12 protein-coding genes and 1 pseudogene are annotated in these 13620 nt (G+C 69.4%); 9 read left to right on the forward strand and 4 right to left on the reverse strand.

The genetic code is table 11. The annotated features are described in order from the left end of the window. The first annotated feature begins 30 nt into the window (after positions 1 to 30). From ABGB18_RS16875 to ilvC, 3 genes are all read left to right on the forward strand, one after another. A complete protein-coding gene (locus tag ABGB18_RS16875) occupies positions 31 to 1812 on the forward strand; it encodes an acetolactate synthase large subunit (protein ID WP_347696446.1) in 1782 nt (593 codons plus the stop codon). Between the two features lie 69 nt (positions 1813 to 1881). Next, positions 1882 to 2406 carry an acetolactate synthase small subunit gene (gene ilvN, locus ABGB18_RS16880; RefSeq protein ID WP_347696447.1) on the forward strand — a complete coding sequence of 175 codons (525 nt, stop codon included), beginning with the start codon at positions 1882 to 1884 and terminating at the stop codon, positions 2404 to 2406. Between the two features lie 22 nt (positions 2407 to 2428). Further along, entirely contained in the window at positions 2429 to 3412 is a 984-nt protein-coding gene (ilvC, locus tag ABGB18_RS16885) for a ketol-acid reductoisomerase (RefSeq protein ID WP_347696607.1), read from the forward strand. Between the two features lie 85 nt (positions 3413 to 3497). Here ilvC and ABGB18_RS16890 read toward each other — a convergent pair whose 3' ends face one another. Then, positions 3498 to 4415, reverse strand: a complete 918-nt coding sequence (locus ABGB18_RS16890) for a LysR family transcriptional regulator (RefSeq protein WP_347696448.1) — start codon at positions 4413 to 4415, stop codon at positions 3498 to 3500. 102 nt (positions 4416 to 4517) lie between these two features. On the opposite strand from ABGB18_RS16890, the gene ABGB18_RS16895 reads away from it, so the two are divergent. The 3 genes from ABGB18_RS16895 (at position 4518) to ABGB18_RS16905 (ending at position 6852) form a co-directional block, all read left to right on the forward strand. Further along, the gene (locus ABGB18_RS16895) at positions 4518 to 5348 is read left to right on the forward strand and encodes an isocitrate lyase/phosphoenolpyruvate mutase family protein (protein ID WP_347696449.1); all 831 of its coding nucleotides are present in this window, start codon (positions 4518 to 4520) and stop codon (positions 5346 to 5348) included. 263 nt (positions 5349 to 5611) lie between these two features. Continuing rightward, positions 5612 to 6379 (forward strand): type I methionyl aminopeptidase, encoded by a 768-nt coding sequence (gene map / locus ABGB18_RS16900; RefSeq protein WP_347696450.1) that lies wholly within the window; start codon positions 5612 to 5614, stop codon positions 6377 to 6379. A 224-nt stretch (positions 6380 to 6603) separates the two neighbouring features. After that, complete coding sequence (locus ABGB18_RS16905) at positions 6604 to 6852, forward strand: hypothetical protein (RefSeq protein WP_347696451.1); 249 nt, start codon at positions 6604 to 6606, stop codon at positions 6850 to 6852. 394 nt (positions 6853 to 7246) lie between these two features. Here ABGB18_RS16905 and dacB read toward each other — a convergent pair whose 3' ends face one another. After that, positions 7247 to 8797: a D-alanyl-D-alanine carboxypeptidase/D-alanyl-D-alanine-endopeptidase gene (gene dacB / locus ABGB18_RS16910; protein WP_347696452.1), complete on the reverse strand. Its 1551-nt coding sequence runs from the start codon at positions 8795 to 8797 to the stop codon at positions 7247 to 7249. Positions 8798 to 8892: 95 nt separating this feature from the next. Next, a complete protein-coding gene (locus tag ABGB18_RS16915; RefSeq protein ID WP_347696453.1) occupies positions 8893 to 9441 on the reverse strand; it encodes a DUF1707 and FHA domain-containing protein in 549 nt (182 codons plus the stop codon). 89 nt (positions 9442 to 9530) lie between these two features. On the opposite strand from ABGB18_RS16915, the gene ABGB18_RS16920 reads away from it, so the two are divergent. After that, the gene (locus ABGB18_RS16920) at positions 9531 to 10040 is read left to right on the forward strand and encodes a PadR family transcriptional regulator (protein ID WP_347696454.1); all 510 of its coding nucleotides are present in this window, start codon (positions 9531 to 9533) and stop codon (positions 10038 to 10040) included. Further along, a pseudogene (locus ABGB18_RS16925) lies at positions 10037 to 10296 on the forward strand (ATP-binding cassette domain-containing protein); the annotation flags it as partial. The gene ABGB18_RS16920 and the pseudogene ABGB18_RS16925, both read left to right, overlap by 4 nt. Positions 10297 to 10494: 198 nt before the next feature. Here the strand turns inward: ABGB18_RS16925 and ABGB18_RS16930 are convergent. Beyond that, positions 10495 to 11349 carry a hypothetical protein gene (locus ABGB18_RS16930; RefSeq protein WP_347696455.1) on the reverse strand — a complete coding sequence of 285 codons (855 nt, stop codon included), beginning with the start codon at positions 11347 to 11349 and terminating at the stop codon, positions 10495 to 10497. Between the two features lie 242 nt (positions 11350 to 11591). Here ABGB18_RS16930 and serA point away from each other — a divergent pair, with 242 nt between their 5' ends. Continuing rightward, positions 11592 to 13181 carry a phosphoglycerate dehydrogenase gene (gene serA / locus ABGB18_RS16935; protein ID WP_347696456.1) on the forward strand — a complete coding sequence of 530 codons (1590 nt, stop codon included), beginning with the start codon at positions 11592 to 11594 and terminating at the stop codon, positions 13179 to 13181. The last annotated feature ends 439 nt before the right edge of the window (positions 13182 to 13620 follow it).

Here is a 13620-nt window from a genome sequence, read left to right on the forward strand (position 1 = left end):
CCGCTACACCGGTGGGAAGGGGCATTTTTTATGTCCTTAAGCCTTGAGAGCAGCCACGCAAGGAACGAGCCGATGACCGAACGGATGACAGGTGCACAGGCCCTCGTGCGGGCCTTGGAGCACATGGGAGTCGACACCGTGTTCGGGATCCCGGGCGGTGCCATTCTGCCGGCCTACGACCCCCTCTACGACTCGACCAAGGTCCGGCACGTGCTCGTACGGCACGAGCAGGGCGCGGGGCACGCGGCCGAGGGTTACGCACAGGCGACCGGCCGGGTCGGGGTGTGCATGGCGACCAGCGGCCCGGGGGCCACCAACCTGGTGACGCCGATCGCGGACGCGTACATGGACTCGGTGCCGATCGTGGCCATCACCGGCCAGGTGGCCAGCGGGGCAATCGGCACCGACGCCTTCCAGGAAGCCGACATCTCCGGCATCACCATGCCGATCACCAAGCACAACTTCCTGATCACCAACCCGGCGGACATCGCCCGTACGATCATGGAAGCCTTCCACATCGCCTCCACGGGCCGCCCCGGCCCGGTGCTCGTGGACATCTCGAAGGACGCGCTGCAGGCGGAGACCACCTTCCACTGGCCGCCCACCATGCAGCTCCCGGGCTACCGCCCGGTCACCAAGCCCCACTCCAAGCAGATCCGCGAGGCCGCCAAGCTGATCGCCGAGTCCAGGCGCCCGGTCCTGTACGTCGGCGGCGGCGTGCACAAGGCGGGCGCCGCGGCCGAGCTGCGGCAACTGGCCGAGCTGACGAACATCCCGGTCATCACCACGCTGATGGCGCGGGGGACGTTCCCCGACAGCCACCCCCAGCACATGGGGATGCCCGGCATGCACGGGAGCGTCTCGGCCGTCGGGGCCCTGCAGCAGTCCGACCTGATCATCGGACTCGGCGTCCGGTTCGACGACCGGGTGACCGGCCACCTGGCGTCGTTCGCCCCGCACGCGAAGGTCGTGCACGCGGACATCGACCCGGCGGAGATCTCCAAGAACCGGCATGCCGACGTGCCGATCGTGGGCGACTGCAAGGAGGTCATCAGCGACCTCATCGGTGTGATCCAGGCCTCCGAGGCCCGGGGTGACTACGCCGACTGGTGGACGATCCTGAACGGGTACAAGAAGACCTACCCGCTGGGCTACGAGACGTTCGCGGACGGCTCGCTGGCGCCGCAATACGTCATGGAGCGGCTGAGCTCCATCGCCGGCCCCGAGGCGTACTACGTGGCCGGGGTCGGGCAGCACCAGATGTGGGCCGCGCAGTTCGTCGGCTACGAGAACCCCGGGACGTTCATCAACTCCGGCGGCCTGGGCACGATGGGCTTCGCCATCCCGGCCGCGATGGGCGCCAAGATGGGCCGCCCCGAGTCCACCGTGTGGGCCATCGACGGTGACGGCTGCTTCCAGATGACCAACCAGGAGCTGGCGACGTGCGCCCTGGAGGGCGTGCCGATCAAGATCGCGCTGATCAACAACGGCAACCTCGGCATGGTCCGCCAGTGGCAGACGCTCTTCTACGACCAGCGTTACTCCAACACCGACCTGCAGACCACCCGCCGCATCCCGGACTTCGTCAAGCTGGCCGAGGCCTACGGCTGCGTGGGCCTGCGATGCGAGCGTCCGGAGGACGTGGACGCCGTGATCAAGAAGGCCATGGAGATCAACGACGTGCCCGTCGTGGTCGATTTCGTCGTCCATCAGGACGCCATGGTCTGGCCCATGGTGGCGGCAGGCACCAGCAACGACGACATCAAGATTGCCCGTGACATGGCGCCCAAGTGGGAGAACGAGGATGACTAGGTCCGAGGCAGCCGGAAGAGCGGTGGCGCAGGAGCGCCCGTGGAGCGAACGAGGAGCGGTGAGCGACCGATGAGCCGTCACACGCTGTCTGTGCTGGTCGAGAACAAGCCGGGTGTCCTCGCGCGGGTGTCGGCGCTGTTCAGCCGGCGCGGCTTCAACATCGACTCGCTCGCCGTCGGGCCCACCGAGCACGACGACATCTCACGGATGACGATCGTCGTCAGCGTCGAGGAACTCCCGCTGGAGCAGGTCACCAAGCAGCTCAACAAGCTGGTGAACGTCCTGAAGATCGTCGAGCTCGACCCCTCGCAGTCGGTGCAGCGCGAGCTGATGCTGATCAAGGTCAGGGCCGACTCCGAGAGCCGCTCCCACGTGCTGGAGCTCGTCAACCTCTTCCGGGCCCGCTGCATCGACGTGGCGGCCGACGCCGTGACCATCGAGGTCACCGGCACTCCCGACAAGCTCGACGCCTTCATCAAGGTGCTGGAGCCGTTCGGGATCAAAGAACTCGTCCAGTCGGGCATGGTGGCCATCGGCCGCGGCGCCCGTTCCATCACCGACCGGTCCCTCAGGGCACTGGACCGTACCGCCTGAAAGGTAATAGCAAGTGACCGAGATCTACTACGACGACCAGGCCGACCTGTCGATCATCCAGGGACGTCACGTGGCCGTGCTGGGGTACGGCAGCCAGGGCCACGCCCACGCGCTCTCCCTGCGGGATTCGGGCGTGGACGTGCGCGTCGGCCTGCCGGAGGGCTCCAAGAGCCGCGAGAAGGCGGAGAACGACGGCCTGCGGGTCGTCACTCCGGCCGAGGCGGTCGAGGAGGCCAACCTCACGATGATCCTGGCGCCGGACCACATCCAGCGCCACCTGTACGCCGAGCACGTCGCGCCCAACCTGGTAGAGGGCGACGCGCTGTTCTTCGGCCACGGCCTGAACATCCGCTACGGCCTCATCGAGGCCCCGGAGGGCGTGGACGTGTGCATGGTCGCGCCCAAGGGCCCCGGCCACCTCGTCCGCCGCCAGTTCGAGGCCGGGCGGGGCGTTCCCTGCCTGGTGGCCGTCGAGAAGGACGCCTCGGGCAAGGCGCTGGACCTGGCGCTGTCGTACGCCAAGGGCATCGGCGGCACCCGGGCCGGGGCGCTGAAGACGACCTTCACCGAGGAGACGGAGACCGACCTGTTCGGCGAGCAGGCCGTGCTGTGCGGCGGCGTGTCCGAGCTGATCAAGGCCGGCTTCGAGACGCTCATCGAGGCCGGCTACCAGCCGGAGGTCGCCTACTTCGAGTGCCTGCACGAGATGAAGCTGATCGTCGACCTCATGTACGAGGGCGGCATCTCGAAGATGTACTGGTCGGTCTCCGACACGGCCGAATACGGCGGCTACACCCGCGGCCCGCGCATCATCACCGAGGAGACGCGGCAGGAGATGCGCCGCATTCTCGGCGAGATCCAGGACGGGACCTTCGCCCGGCAGCTCGTCGAGGAGTTCGACGGCGGGCAGAAGGAGTTCAAGCGGCACCGTGAGGAGCTCGCCGCCAACCCGATCGAGACGACGGGCGCCAAGCTCCGCCCGATGATGAGCTGGCTCAAGGCCTGATTGGGGGGCACGGGTGGGGCCTGCGCCGACGGCCCCACCCGCTGCCCGCGCCTGACCCGCCGTGTTCGTTGATCGCTGACGCGGGTCAGCCGCGCAGCTCGGGGGTGTGCTCCGCCAGCACCTCCAGGAAGTCCGCGGCCGGCCGGCTCTGGTAGCCGCGCCTGCGGCGGACCACGACCACGGGCAGAGCCGCGTCCAGGCTCTCGACCTCGATCGTCCGCAGGCTGCCGATGCGCAGCTCCTCCCGGATGCTGCTGACGGGCATGAGGGCGATGCCGAGACCGGCCTGGACCAGCCGTTTCTGCGCCGTGAGGCTGTCGACCCGGGTGATCGGCGGGCCCGTCCGCCCGGAGGGCAGTTCGCGTTCGAGGAGATGGCCGAAGGAGTCGGGCTGGCCCCGCTCGGGCGGGAAGCCGATCCAGCGCTCGTTCCGCAGCGCCTCCAGGCCGGGCAGGCGGTGCGCGGTGACCGGGTGCGAGGCGGGCACGACGACCAGGAGTTGCTCGGTGCCGAGCGGGATCGACTCCAGCCGGGGGTCGGCGTCGGGGAAGTAGCGCAGGCCGAGGGTGGCCTCGCCGCCGCGCACGAGGGCGCTCACCTCGCGGCTCGTCGCGGTGCGCAATTCGACCGAGGCCCGCGGGAACCGCGCCTCGAACGTCCGCAGCACGTCCACGAGGTGCGAGTCGGCCAGGGTGCCGACGATGGCCAGGCTCAGGGTCAGCGTGCTGCCGGGTTGCCGCGCCTGGTCCCGTACGGCTCGCTCGCCGTCGCGGACGGTGGCGAGCGCGGCCTCCGCGAACGGCAGCAGCGCCCGCCCCGCGTCGGTGAGCACCACCCGCCGGCCGGATCGCTCGAACAATGCCGCGCCCAGCGACTGCTCCAGCTCACGGATCCGGCGGCTGATCGCGGGCTGGGACCGGTTGAGCCTCCTGGACGCCTCCGTGAACCCGCCCAGCTCGGCAATGCATACGAACGCCTCGATCTCCTCCAACGTCATATCCATCAGAATTCCTGATAAATCGCATTATTGCTATGCATTTGACGTATCGATGAGGAGACGGCGAAAGTGAGCGAGTAACGGCAGTTCCACGGACGGAGCAACCCCATGACCGATCAACTGGCCGCCGCGACCCGCTTCCGGGCCCTGCACGAGCGACCGGAGCCTCTTCTGCTGCCCAACCCGTGGGACGCCGGAACCGCGCTGATCCTGGCCTCGCTGGGCTTCGAGGCCCTGGCCTCCACCAGCTTCGGCGTGGCCAACCAGCTCGGCCGCACCCGGGCCGACCGGCAGGACGTCCTCGACAACTGCCGCGTCATCAGCGCGGCGACCCCGCTCCCGGTCAACGCCGACCTGGAGAACGGTTACGCCGACGAGCCGGCGGCGGCGGCCAGGATGATCGCGGACGCCTGCGCGTACGGCGCGGTGGGAGCCTCCATCGAGGACGCGACGGGCGACCGCCGCAATCCGATCTACGACTTCGGGCTCGCTGTCGAGCGTGTGCGGGCGGCCGTCGAGGTCGCCCGCGGCCTGCCCGTCCCCCTCGTGCTGACCGCCAGGGCGGAGAACCTGCTGTACGGCGTCGCCGACCTCGACGAGGCCATCAGGCGCCTGCAGGCGTTCGAGGCGGCGGGCGCCGACGTCCTGTACGCGCCGGGCCTGCGCACCCTCGACCAGATGCGCGCGGTCGTCTCCTCCGTCGGCAAGCCGGTCAACGTGGTGATGGGCTTCGCGGACCCGGCGATCACGCTGGAGCAACTGGCCGAGATCGGTGTGCGGCGGGTGAGCATCGGAGGCGCGCTCTCCCGGTACGCGCTGAGCGCCTTCCTGGACGGCGCCCGGCAGATGCGTGCCGGCCGGTTCGGGTTCGTCGCGGAGATGGCCCCGGTCGCCGAGCTGCACCAGGCGTTCCGCGCGGCGGCCCGGCGGGAGGGTTGAGGCGCGGTGGGTGTGTCTTCTGCGCGATCGTCGCCGGGGTCGAGCCCGCGCAGAAGGTCTATGAGGACGACCACGCGGTGGCCTTCCTCAACATCGGCCCGGCCACCGAGGGCCACGCACTGGTCGTAGATCGAGTGCCCCGTCGAATCGTTCGCCGCCCTGGCGGAGCGAATCCGTTTCTGGGCTCCGGGCAAACGCGGCCTCGACCAACCTCTCCCATGTCGTGATAATAATACCGGTATAGTTATCGACAAGGAGGGACTGTGATCGAGCTCAAGACAGCCGGCGAGATCGACGCGATGCGGGCGGCGGGGCGGGTGGTGGCCGCCGTTCAGGCCGCGGTGCGGGAGCGGGCCGCCGTCGGGGTCTCGTTGCGGCAGCTCGACGAGCTGGCCAGGGAGGTCATCGCGGAGGCCGGGGCGGGGGCGTCGTTCCTCGGGTACCACCCGTCGTTCGGCGCGATGCCGTACCCGGGGGTGATCTGCACGTCGGTGAACGGGGTGATGCTGCACGGGCTGCCGACGTCGTACCGGTTGCGTGACGGTGACCTGCTGAGCGTGGACTGCGGCGCCTACGTCGACGGGTGGCACGCCGACGGCACGGTCAGCTTCGCCGTCGGGCAGGCCCGCGCCGGGGACCTCAAGCTGATCAGGGTCGCCGAGGAGACGCTGGCCGCGGGCATCGAGGCGGCGCTTCCCGGGGGCCGGATGGGCGACATCGGCCACGCCATGTCCACGGTCGGCCGCGGCGCGGGCTACGGCATGCAGAACGACTTCGGCGGCCACGGCATCGGGCGGGCCATGCACGAGTCGCCGTTCGTGCCCAACGAGGCCCGCCAGGGCCGGGGTCTGCGGTTGAGGCCCGGGCTGGTGATCGCGATCGAGCCGAGCCTGATGGCCGGGGGTGGCGACGACTACGTCATGGCGGAGGACGGGTGGTCGGTCTGCTCGGGCGACGGCAGCAGGAGCGTGCACGTTGAGCACACAGTTGCCATAACTGCGGACGGTCCGGTCATTTTGACTCTTCCGTAGGCCGGGAGCGCGCGATGGCCAAGTGATGGTCATGGAGGGCGAGGTATTTTCTCAACTCGGGACGCCGGAATGTCAAGTGGGTCGATCTTGGTCACCACTTCTCCCACGCCCGGTATTTGCGCGGATCAAGAGGAGTGTAGGGGCGTTTGTCCAACTTGGGCGAGGGGCAGATCTTCCTCCGATAGCTACGGAGAGTAGTCGAGCGGTTATCAGAGGAGAAAAACATGTACAGATCAGGGCTCGTCCTGGCCGGCCTCGTCGGCGGGATGATCGTGGTCGCCGGTCCCGCGCTCGCCGCGACCCCAGGTGTCGCCGCCGTCGCAACGAACGCCGGCATCCTGCCCGGTCCCAACCAGACCGACGACGCCGCGAGGTGGGACTTCGGCGAGTGGAACAACCTCGGCTCGGACAACGACATCCTCGACGTCGACGTCCTGGGCCAGCTCCTCAAGTCGGTCCTGAGCAGCGGCTGATCAAGCGCAGACGTGCGAAGGGGCTCGCCCAGGGGCGGGCCCCTTCGGGGCGTTCGGATCCCTGTCCTCCGGTTGTGTGCGGGCCCGGCCGCGGTCCTGTGTGCGGGGGGAGGCGCGGCCGGGCCCGCCGGGAGGGGAGCGCATGGGCGTGCGGTGGGAAACCGGCTCGGGGTGTGGCCGGTGAAGGCCCCGGCGCTCCCTGGTCCGGGGGCAGTGCTCCGAAGTGGAGACTGCGTCGATCCCGAATTCTGGCGCCCCAGGGTCGGCTATGTATGGAAAAAGCCATCCATAGCTGGAGCTCCAGGTGGTCGAATCGTAATATGACCCGTGTGACCAGCGGGTAAACCACGGCGGCCCCCTGAGCGTCAGGGGGCCGCGCGGCGTCACGAGATCGTCAGCACTGTACGGGCTTGAGCCACGAGCACTCGAGGTCGCCGCCCCCGGGGGGCGCGTTCTGGGCGCGGAGCTGGACGGTGCCGGTGGTCGCCGTGGCCCGGGAGAACTGGGCGAGCCGGACGGCGATCTTGTCTTCGATGTCCTTGGGCGAGGGCGACGCCAGATACTGGTTCAGCATGATGGAGAAGACCAGCGGCTCCCCGTCGGCGCTCGTGACGTAGCCGGACAGGGCCGTGACTCCGGTCAGCGAGCCCGTCTTGGCGTGTACGTTGTTCGCCGCGGCCGTGCCCTGCATGCGGCTGCTCAGGGTGCCGCCGACGAAGCGCTCGGTGTTGCCCGCGATGGGCAGGGAGTCGTACCAGGTCTGGAACCAGGGCTTGGCCCGCAGGGCCGACAGGAGCTGCACGATCGAGCCGGGCGAGAAGCCGTCGCGGCGCGACAGCCCTGACCCGTCGCGCATGTTGACCACCTGCACCCCGTTGGCCCGGGCGAAGTCGGTGCTGACCTTGAGCCCGGCCGACCAGGTGCCCTGACCGGTGGCCTTGCGTCCCATGGCCTTGGTGAGGATCTCGGCGTGGATGTTGTTGCTCAGCTTCATGAACGGCACCAGCAGCTCGCCCAGCGTCATCGACTCGTGCCTGGCCAGCTCCTTCGCGCCCGGCTCGGCCGCGCCCGTCACGGTCGGCCCGAGCACCTTGACGCCGTGCCTGGCCAGCGCGTCGCGGAAGAGCGAGGAGGCATATGCCGTGGGGTCGTCCACGGCCACCCACTCCCGGGCCGAGGTCGCCACCGTGCCGGTGATCACGACGGTGCGGGTGCTGTGCTGCCGCTCGATGAGCAGGTCGTTCTCCGAGCCCACGGTGGCCCGGTTGACGATCTTCAGGTAGTCGGTCGGCGGAGTGGTGGTCACCTTGGCCTTGCCGCCCTCGGCCGCCACCGAGACGATCACGGAGCCGGCGTCGTAGTCCGTGTCGGGGGAGGCGGTCAGCGCCGAGATCGGCGCCGCGTAGTACGCGGTCTCGTCGTCCCAGGCCCAGTCGTTGCCGAGCCGCTGCCCGTCGAACCAGGTGTCGTCGGCCACGAGTTTGCCCGTGACGCGCCTGACGCCCGCGGCCGCCACCTCCTTGGCCAGCGCCTCGTAGTCCGCGGCCAGCATGGTCGGGTCGCCGGTGCCGCGCAGCACCAGGTCGCCGGCCAGCACCGAGCCGGCCTTGCGACCGTGCCTCAGCACGGTGGTGGGGAAGCGGTAGTCGAGCCCGAGCGTCTCCACCGCCGCGGACGAGGTGAACAACTTGGTGTTGGAGGCAGGGATCAGGAGCTTGCCCGCGTCTGTGGCGTACAGTTCCTCGCCGGTCTGGGCGCTCTTGACCACGACGCCCGCCCTGGCGATCGTGAGGCGCGAGTCGGCGAGGATCTGGTTGATGTCCTGGGTCAGGTCGGCCACGCCCGCCGATGGATCGAGCGCGACGGCCGGTAAGGAGGGGCTGGAAGCCCACGCGAGGGCCGCGACGAGCGCGCCCGCGGCGAGGGAGACTGAGGTGCGCCGCATGAGGTCTCCAAAAGACTGGGGGATCGCATGAGATCCTGGATCAGCGCACCCCACCCTGCAATCCGCAAATATCCGTATTTACAGGGATCGCGAGGTCAGGTCGGCTGGCCGTGCGTCAGCAGAAACCCGCAGTCGCCGAACGAGATCTCGTCCCCCGACTTGACCCGGGCGGGCCCCACCAGCCGCCACCCGTTGAGCCGGGTGCCGTTGAGCGAGCCCAGATCGACCAGCATCCACTGCCCGTCGCCCTCGCGCCGCAACTCGGCGTGCACCCGGGAGACCGTCAGGTCCGACAGCACGAGATCGCATGCCGATCCCCGGCCCACCACGTAACGCAGCCGGTTGTCGTCCGGCAGGGCCAGCCGGGGCAGCCGGGGCTTGCGCCACGCCGACTGCAGCTTGCTGGTGAAATCCGACATCGACGCCACGGCGTCGGTCAGCCGCTGCCGGAACGTCTGCCGCCGCGGCAGATCGGCCACCAGTTCGTCCAGCTCATGCTGGTTGCGCGCGCGCAGCGCCTGGTCCACCCGGCCCACGAACGTGTCGTGCGAGATCCGCCCCTCCACGGCGCGGTCCCTGAGCTCGTCGATCGCACGGTCGCGTTCACCGTCGGATGCCCGAAAGTGCGGGTGCGTGGAGCTCATAGAGCGAGTATCGGCCTGAACCGCGTTCCGTGTCCAGAATACGCGTATCGAGTTGCGAACAGCATACTCAGTATGCATACTCCGTATCTATGTCGATCAGACACGGACTGCTCGCACTGCTGAACAGCGGGCCCCGTTACGGCTACCAACTCCGGGGCGAATTCGAGGCATCGACGGGAGGGACCTGGCCGCTCAACATCGGGCAGGTCTACACCACGCTCGCCCGCCTGGAACGTGACGGCCTGGTCGAGCCCGCCGGTGCCGACGAACAGGGCCGCGCGGTCTATGCGATCACCGAGGCCGGTCGCGGGGAGCTGGAGCGCTGGTTCGGGACCCCCGTCGCCCCCGGCGACCGGCCCAGGGACGAACTCGCCATCAAGATCGCGATGGCCGTCGCCAGCGGCGCCGTCGACGTGGCCGAGGTCATCCAGGCCCAGCGCGCGGCCACCATGCGCGCCCTGCAGGAGCTCACCAGGACCAAACGCTCCGCGACACAGGGGCTCGCGGAGCGGCTGGTGATCGACGCTTCCATCTTCAGGACCGAGGCGGAGCAGCGCTGGCTGGACCACTGCGAGGCCGTTTTCAAGGAGGTTCGATGAGTGTGGTGAGGCTGGCGGACGTGACCCGCGAGCATGGCGACGTGCACGCGCTGAAGGGGGTGAACCTGGAGGTCACGGCGGGTGAGCTGGTCGCGGTCATGGGCCCGTCGGGGTCGGGCAAGTCGACGCTGCTCAACCTGGCCGGCGGCCTCGACCGGCCCACCTCGGGACCGACCGCTTCCCCGAGGAGCTGTCCGGCGGCCAGCGCCAGCGGGTCGCCATCGCCAGGGCACTGGCGGGGGAGCGGCGACTGCTGCCGCGATGCCACCGCCGACCAGCAGGATCACCACGTGGGCGAAGACCGGGCCGAAGACGGGGGTGGCCATGGCCAGCGCGGGCCCGCAGCCGAACAGCAGCGCGGCCAGCATCATCGCCCCGCGCTTGTCCGGTAGGCCTACTCGGCGTCACGCACGGCGAGGGCCCGGTTTCCCCGGGCCCCGGCCGTGCGTGTGCGTCAGTCCCGCACGTCGGCGCACACCACGTGCGCGCCGATCTCGATCATCCGGCGCTCGCTGCGCGTGTCCGCCACCCTCGCCATGAGGATCGGCGCCCCCGAGGCCGCGAACTGCGGCAGCCGGGCCCGCACCAGGCGGTGCAGATCGCGTACGACGTCCTCGGCGGCCGACATGTGCACCTTGACGTGCAGCATGATCCCGGGGGCCCCGGACGCGGTACGGGCCTCGGAGATCCACACGTGGTGCACCAGCGGGAAGTCCACCAGCAGGTACGCGATCGCCTGCCGCAGCGCGGGCAGGATCGGATGCGTGCACCGCCGGTACCCAGGGTCCACCTGCTGCATGGGCCCCGACAGGTGCGGCCGCGGCGCGGGCACCCACGGGAAGGCGGGTGCCTCCGTGCTCGGCGGCGCCACCTGGGCCACCGCGGATCCGCGTGACACGGTGGCCATGGCACCCGTCGCGTAGGCGGCCGGCACGGCCCCCGACAGCACGGGCGTCGGCCCCGAGCGCGTCGAGGTCAGGAAGCGCTGGAGGTCTTCGATGGGCACGGCGGCCGCAGCGGGACCGGCCGCATCGATCACGATCTCCCGCACGCCCGTGACGCGCTGGATGTCCAGGATGGTGTCGGCGTCGCACGCCGAGAGGGAATGGCTGCCACGGTGCCTGGCGTACGTAGCAGGGCCGGTGTAACCGAGAAGCACCCGGTCACCGGCTTGGGTCGTCCCCAGGACGACCGAACGGTCTGGTCGCACTGCCACCAGGACTCCACCGTCGGCGAGGGCGCCCAGGAGGCGGTGAGGCGTGCCATGCCGGGCGAGCACGTCGGCAAGCGCAGGATTCCCGATGCTCATATGACGAACCATAGGTAGTCGGCCACGGCTTATCAGGCTAATGGCGAATAAATCTCCCGATCAAGACAAGATTCATGCGCTTCTGGATGAGTTTCGCCGCCGCCGGGTACGGCGAGACGCTGTCTCACATCGTGGTATCTCGTGAATGCGTTCACAAGCGGTGGATAGACTCTGTGGGACCGCCGGGGGATCCGTGGACGTGTCCCCCGCAAGCCCGCAGCATGTCCGAAGGATCCACGCCAGTGAACAAGCCCGTCGTTCTGGTCGCAGAGGAACTGTCCGAAGCCGGCCTGGCCGTACTCGGCGCTGATTTCGAGGTCCGCCACACCGACGGCGCCGACCGTTCCCAGTTGCTGCCCGCCCTCGCGGAGGTGGACGCGCTGATCGTGCGCTCCGCCACGCAGGTCGACGCCGAGGCCATCGCCGCCGCGCCCAAGCTGCGCGTCGTGGCCCGGGCCGGTGTCGGCCTCGACAACGTTGACGTCGAGGCGGCCACCAAGGCCGGTGTCATGGTCGTCAACGCTCCGACCTCCAACATCACCAGTGCCGCCGAACAGACCATCGCGCTCATCCTGGCCAGCGCGCGCAACACGGCCCAGGCCCACGCCGCGCTGAAGAACGGGGAGTGGAAGCGCTCCAAGTACACCGGTGTCGAGCTCGACGAGAAGGTCGTCGGCATCCTCGGCCTGGGCAAGATCGGCCAGCTCGTGGCGCAGCGGCTGCAGCCCTTCGGCGTCGAGCTGATCGCCTACGACCCCTACCTGCCGCCGGCGCGCGCCGCGCAGATGGGCGTCAAGCTGCTCAGCCTCGACGAGGTGCTCAAGCAGGCCGACTTCATCACCGTGCACCTGCCCAAGTCCAAGGAGACGATCGGGCTCATCGGCGACCGGGAGCTGCACGCGGTCAAGCCGTCCGTACGCATCATCAACGTCGCGCGCGGCGGCATCGTGGACGAGGGCGCGCTCTACTCGGCGATCAAGGAGGGACGCGTCGCGGGAGCGGGCCTCGACGTGTTCGCCAAGGAGCCGTGCACCGACAGCCCGCTGTTCGAGCTGGACCAGGTCGTCGCCACGCCGCACCTGGGCGCCTCCACGCACGAGGCCCAGGAGAAGGCCGGCACCCAGGTCGCGCGCAGCGTGAAGCTGGCGCTCGCGGGCGAGTTCGTGCCGGACGCCGTCAACGTCCAGGGCGGCGTGGTCGCCGAGGACGTCAAGCCGGGCCTGCCGCTGGCGGAGAAGCTGGGCCGGGTGTTCACCGCGCTGGCCGGCGAGGTCGCCACCAAGCTCGACGTCGAAGTGCGCGGCGAGATCGCCTCCCAGGACGTGCGGGTGATCGAGCTGGCCGCGCTCAAGGGCGTGTTCACCGACGTGATCGAGGAGCAGGTCACCTACGTCAACGCGCCGCTGCTGGCCAAGGACCGCGGCATCGCCGTGGAGCTGGTGACCAGCTCCGAGAGCCCCGACTGGCGCAACGTCGTGACCGTGCGCGGCGTGCTCGCCGACGGACGTCAGGTCTCGGTCTCGGGCACGCTCTCCGGCCCGCGGCAGATCACGAAGATCGTCGAGGTCAACGGCTACGAGATGGAGATCGAGCCGACGGCTCACCTGTGCTTCTTCACCTACACCGACCGGCCCGGCATCGTCGGCGTGGTCGGCCGCCTGCTCGGTGAGCACAGCATCAACATCGCCTCCATGCAGGTGGCCCGGGACGTCAAGGGCGGCAAGGCGCTCATCGCGCTGACCGTCGACTCGGCGATCCCGGCCGACGTGGCCGACCAGATCGTGGCCGAGATCGGCGCCGAGAGCGGCCGCTCGGTGGACCTGGAGGACTGAGCGACCCTGCTCCACAAAGGGGGCCGCCACCCGGATCACACCGGGGGCGGCCCCCTTGTTTGTCTCACGATACGAGATGCTAGGACATCCAACGAGACGCTCGGGGTACTGTGGTGGGGATATGCGCCAGGTTCTCGTACTCATTACCTGCCGCGGCGGGGCCTGTTAGGGCAGGTCGACGACCCGCCGCGGGGTGTGGCGATGCGTCGGCCGGTAAGCCCCTTTTCGTCCGGTCCGCGACCCGGACCACGAGGTCAGGCCCGATCGGATTCGCGATCGGGATCCGAGTCCCCATTGGCACGCTCGCGAAATGAGATGAGTCACATGTACGAGATGTATGCCGCCAACCGCGCCGAAGAGCACGAGGACCAGGCCGCCGAGGCCCTGCAGATCGCGCTGGACCGTCGGGACAACGGCGGCGCGCCCCAGAACTCCAGCC

This window comes from Nonomuraea sp. B12E4 (assembly GCF_039871825.1).
GTDB lineage: Bacteria > Actinomycetota > Actinomycetes > Streptosporangiales > Streptosporangiaceae > Nonomuraea.

Coding starts and splice junctions, on each gene's coding strand:
- ABGB18_RS16875 (WP_347696446.1), top strand. CDS start 31: ATGTCCTTAAGCCTTGAGAGCAGCCACGCAAGGAACGAGCCGATGACC.
- ilvN (WP_347696447.1), top strand. CDS start 1,882: ATGAGCCGTCACACGCTGTCTGTGCTGGTCGAGAACAAGCCGGGTGTC.
- ABGB18_RS16890 (WP_347696448.1), bottom strand. CDS start 4,415: ATGGATATGACGTTGGAGGAGATCGAGGCGTTCGTATGCATTGCCGAG.
- ABGB18_RS16895 (WP_347696449.1), top strand. CDS start 4,518: ATGACCGATCAACTGGCCGCCGCGACCCGCTTCCGGGCCCTGCACGAG.
- ABGB18_RS16905 (WP_347696451.1), top strand. CDS start 6,604: ATGTACAGATCAGGGCTCGTCCTGGCCGGCCTCGTCGGCGGGATGATC.
- dacB (WP_347696452.1), bottom strand. CDS start 8,797: ATGCGGCGCACCTCAGTCTCCCTCGCCGCGGGCGCGCTCGTCGCGGCC.
- ABGB18_RS16915 (WP_347696453.1), bottom strand. CDS start 9,441: ATGAGCTCCACGCACCCGCACTTTCGGGCATCCGACGGTGAACGCGAC.
- ABGB18_RS16920 (WP_347696454.1), top strand. CDS start 9,531: ATGTCGATCAGACACGGACTGCTCGCACTGCTGAACAGCGGGCCCCGT.
- ABGB18_RS16930 (WP_347696455.1), bottom strand. CDS start 11,349: ATGAGCATCGGGAATCCTGCGCTTGCCGACGTGCTCGCCCGGCATGGC.